This window comes from Thermoflexus sp. (genome assembly GCF_025055495.1).
Classification (GTDB): Bacteria; Chloroflexota; Anaerolineae; order Thermoflexales; family Thermoflexaceae; genus Thermoflexus.
In genome coordinates, this window is sequence record NZ_JANWXB010000263.1 from 1 (window position 1) to 3,016 (window position 3,016).

The 3,016-nt window shown below is 66.0% G+C and carries 4 protein-coding genes; all 4 read right to left on the bottom strand.

Features of this window, described 5'->3' with window-relative positions:
• Positions 1-347, bottom strand: a 347-nt coding sequence (locus NZM16_RS08585; protein ID WP_295479935.1) for a hypothetical protein, incomplete at its 3' end; no start/stop codon positions are given.
• Positions 348-551: 204 nt separating this feature from the next.
• Positions 552-1,463: a type III-B CRISPR module RAMP protein Cmr6 gene (cmr6, locus tag NZM16_RS08590; protein ID WP_295479937.1), complete on the bottom strand. Its 912-nt coding sequence runs from the start codon at positions 1,461-1,463 to the stop codon at positions 552-554.
• Positions 1,460-1,921, bottom strand: a complete 462-nt coding sequence (gene cmr5, locus NZM16_RS08595) for a type III-B CRISPR module-associated protein Cmr5 (protein ID WP_295479939.1) — start codon at positions 1,919-1,921, stop codon at positions 1,460-1,462. Before cmr5 ends, cmr6 begins: the two co-directional genes overlap by 4 nt.
• A complete protein-coding gene (cmr4, locus tag NZM16_RS08600; RefSeq protein WP_295479941.1) occupies positions 1,918-2,853 on the bottom strand; it encodes a type III-B CRISPR module RAMP protein Cmr4 in 936 nt (311 codons plus the stop codon). The genes cmr5 and cmr4 overlap by 4 nt, the downstream gene beginning before the upstream one ends.
• Between the last annotated feature and the right edge of the window lie 163 nt (positions 2,854-3,016).

The window sequence follows — 3,016 nt, forward strand, 5'->3', positions numbered from 1 at the left end:
TTCCGTCCCCCTGCAATCGGCGGCCACTCTCGGCGCAGCAGGTCGCGCAGGACCTTCTGCATGGGCCCTGGCGGTTGCTTCGGACCGCTGGCCTTCTGGCCAGGCGGGTTGTCGATGTATTCGAAGGCAGGGACGGTTCCCGCGATCACCTCGGGCGTGGTGAAGAGGACCAGCGCCTGGACGTCGCCCACCCGCTGGCCGGCCGTCCGGTGGCGGGCCTCGCCGGAGCGGGCGAAGAACCGCTGATCCTCCGCGTTCCACCGCTGGTAGCGATGGGCCAGGTAGGTCAGCAGGCCGATCACCGTGCCAGGGGAGCGCCCCAGCCCCATCAGGTGGTAAACGCCCATAGTCTGTTCCTCCTCCTCGATCGTTAGGGCAACAGCCGCCTGACCCGGACGACGATGAGCTGACCTTCCTGCTCGACGGCCGCGTAGCGGACCCGTTCTCAGATCGGGCCGATGCTCCGGGATGATCCCCGGGCGCCAGGTCGACGCTTCGGCGGCAGGCGCGGGAGACCCCAGAGTGGCAACCGGTCTGGGAGAAGAGGCCAGCTACTCAGACGGTGTCGACGGCTCGGTGAAGTATCCGTATCCGGCGCTGGTCTTGGCGCCGGCGCCCAGCTCCCGGAGGCCGCCGCGCAGCCATTCCGCCGCCAGATCCCGCAATCGCCTGCCCGCTTCGTCAAGCGGGCCCCGCCAGCCCACGGCGAAGCGAAAGCGGGTCCCCGCGGCGACGGCCAGAAAATACACCGGCGTGGGGCTTTGCCAGCTCGTCGGGAACGCCTTTCCCCGGTAGTAGTCCGGGTAGTGGGGGTTCATCACGTCCAGCTCGAGCCGGGGGATGCGCTTGGGAATCCCCTCCAAGAAGATCGCCCTGCCGGACCGCTGGGTGGTGCCGAAGATCTCCCGGAAATCCTCCGCTACGGCGCGTACGCCTTCCGGCTGTGCGTTCCGCCATTCCTCATATGCCTTTTGCGCGGGGCTGCCCGGCTCCCCTTCCTGGGCCAGGATCTTCTCTAAATCAGATAAGGACGTCGCGGAGGCTTCCCGGGCGATTTGGACCAGCGCCCACGTCCGAGCGAGGCCCTTCAGGCTGCTGCCCGGCAGGACGGGGAAGCCGTATCGGTGAAAGGTGAACCCCACCTCAAAGGGTCCCTTGCGCCCCAGGCCAATGATGAGGCGGCCCTCAGTTTGCATCGTAAAGGGCTCTGCCCCGACGGCCTCCGCCATCGCCTCCCACCGGCGGTTCCAAGCCTGGAGAAGATCCCGGTCGGCCCTCTCAGCCGCCCGTCGGACGGTCTCCAGTCCCTCCCGTTTGAGGGCCGGCTGCTCCAGCCAGTCTGGGGCGAAGCGCTCGAAGATTAAGCCAGGGTTGGAAGGCCGGATCCGGTCTTTGCCCTTCTCAAACGCCTCGGCGATCTTTTTGGGAAGCGGGAGCGAGTATCCCGGCGCCTGCTTCGTCATTCTTCCTCCTTTGCCAGCTCGGCTTCCGCAAACCGCCGCAGCCAGATCAAAAAGGCGATGGCCTCAGCGGTTGCACGGCGATAAGCCTCCGGCTGTGCCTCAGTGGAGATCCACGCCACAGGGTCTTTTCCCTTCGGCAGGATGCGGACAGACTCCTCGCTGAGCCAGCGCGCTAAGTGCTGCAGGAGCTTGGCGTGGGCGCTGTTGCTTTTGGGCTTCGGCTCTTTGCTGTCCTTGTCCCGCTCATACCCCTTCGCGCGCCAGAAGGCGGCGGTCTGCCCCAGGCCGTTGGCCTGGACATCCGCTGGAGCGCTCATGGCCAAGCTTCGATACTCTCCCCAGTAGCGATTCTTCTCCTCCAATTTCTTGTTCTCTTCGACGACCTCCTGGATGCACTGCCAGGCCACCCGGGCTCGCTCCAGCTCCAGCGAGCGCTGTCGAGAGGGTTGCGGCGTCATCGCCCACCTCCTCCCCTTGAGCTCGGCGGGTTCCCCGTCCGGCCGTTGGCCATCCGCAGCCCAACGACCCCCTGGCCGGTGGTCTCATCGCCGCCGAGCTGGATGCGCTGCAGGTTCAGGTTGCGGATTTTCTCCAGAATCTGAGCCCCGCTAAGGTTAACTCCCTGCAGCCGAGACTGAGTGGCCATCAGGGGTGCGTAGAGCAGCGTATCCACTGGCAGGCTCTCCGTCGTCCAGAGGGCGCCGGTCTCGACCGTTTTGGTGTCCGGGTTGAGGCGGATGTGGGTCTGCACCTCCGTCGCATACAGGACGAAGTCCCGGAAGGCGCTCTCCGGGAGGACGCAGAGCTTCTGGGGCAGGGACTGCCGCCAGTAGTCGTATTCTGGGCCAACAGGCAGGGCGTTCTGCGCCAGCCACTGGCCGATCTTGTGGATCTGCCCCTGCTGGTCGCGGCCAGGCTGAAACCCGAACTCCTCCAGCACTACTTGGTCCCCAGCAACGAGGGCGTCACTGCTGACCAGAACCGTGTCAGATTGAGGTTCTGGAGGCAATTCCCAGTTGACGGAGATCCCGACCGCTGTCGCCTCGCGCCGGAAGCGGGCCAGGACGTCGCGACTGGTGGTCCAGGCAAAGACCCCGGCCAGGGATCGGATCGGGAACAGCAGGATGCGGGCGTCGCCAACCGAGAGGGCCCCCGCGTGGTCTGAGGCATTTCGGGTCTCGGGTCCGAAGATCGCCTGCAGCTCGTCGGCGTTCAATCGCCGGTTGGCCTCCGCCCTCAGCCGTCCCTTCAGGCTGCTGGCTTGGACGATGGGGTAGCCCGTGACCCGCTCCCGCTGGATCGGGAGATCCACGGCGCCCAGCCCGCGGCCGGCGCCCGCGTGCAGGGGCGTTTCGACGTAGATGAAGAGCATGCTAGCGGCCTTAAACATGGCGCTCCCTCCTTTGCTATTCGACGATAATGACCTGTCCGAATCCGATCTCGCGTCCCCACTCGCTGATCGCGCCGTCTATGTCTTCCCGCAGGCGCGTGCAGCCATCGGAGGCGAAGTAGTAAACGCTGCCGGCGGGGACGTAACGCTGCGCTGGCTTGTG

Coding starts and splice junctions, on each gene's coding strand:
- cmr4 (WP_295479941.1), bottom strand. CDS start 2,853: ATGTTTAAGGCCGCTAGCATGCTCTTCATCTACGTCGAAACGCCCCTG.
- cmr5 (WP_295479939.1), bottom strand. CDS start 1,921: ATGACGCCGCAACCCTCTCGACAGCGCTCGCTGGAGCTGGAGCGAGCC.
- cmr6 (WP_295479937.1), bottom strand. CDS start 1,463: ATGACGAAGCAGGCGCCGGGATACTCGCTCCCGCTTCCCAAAAAGATC.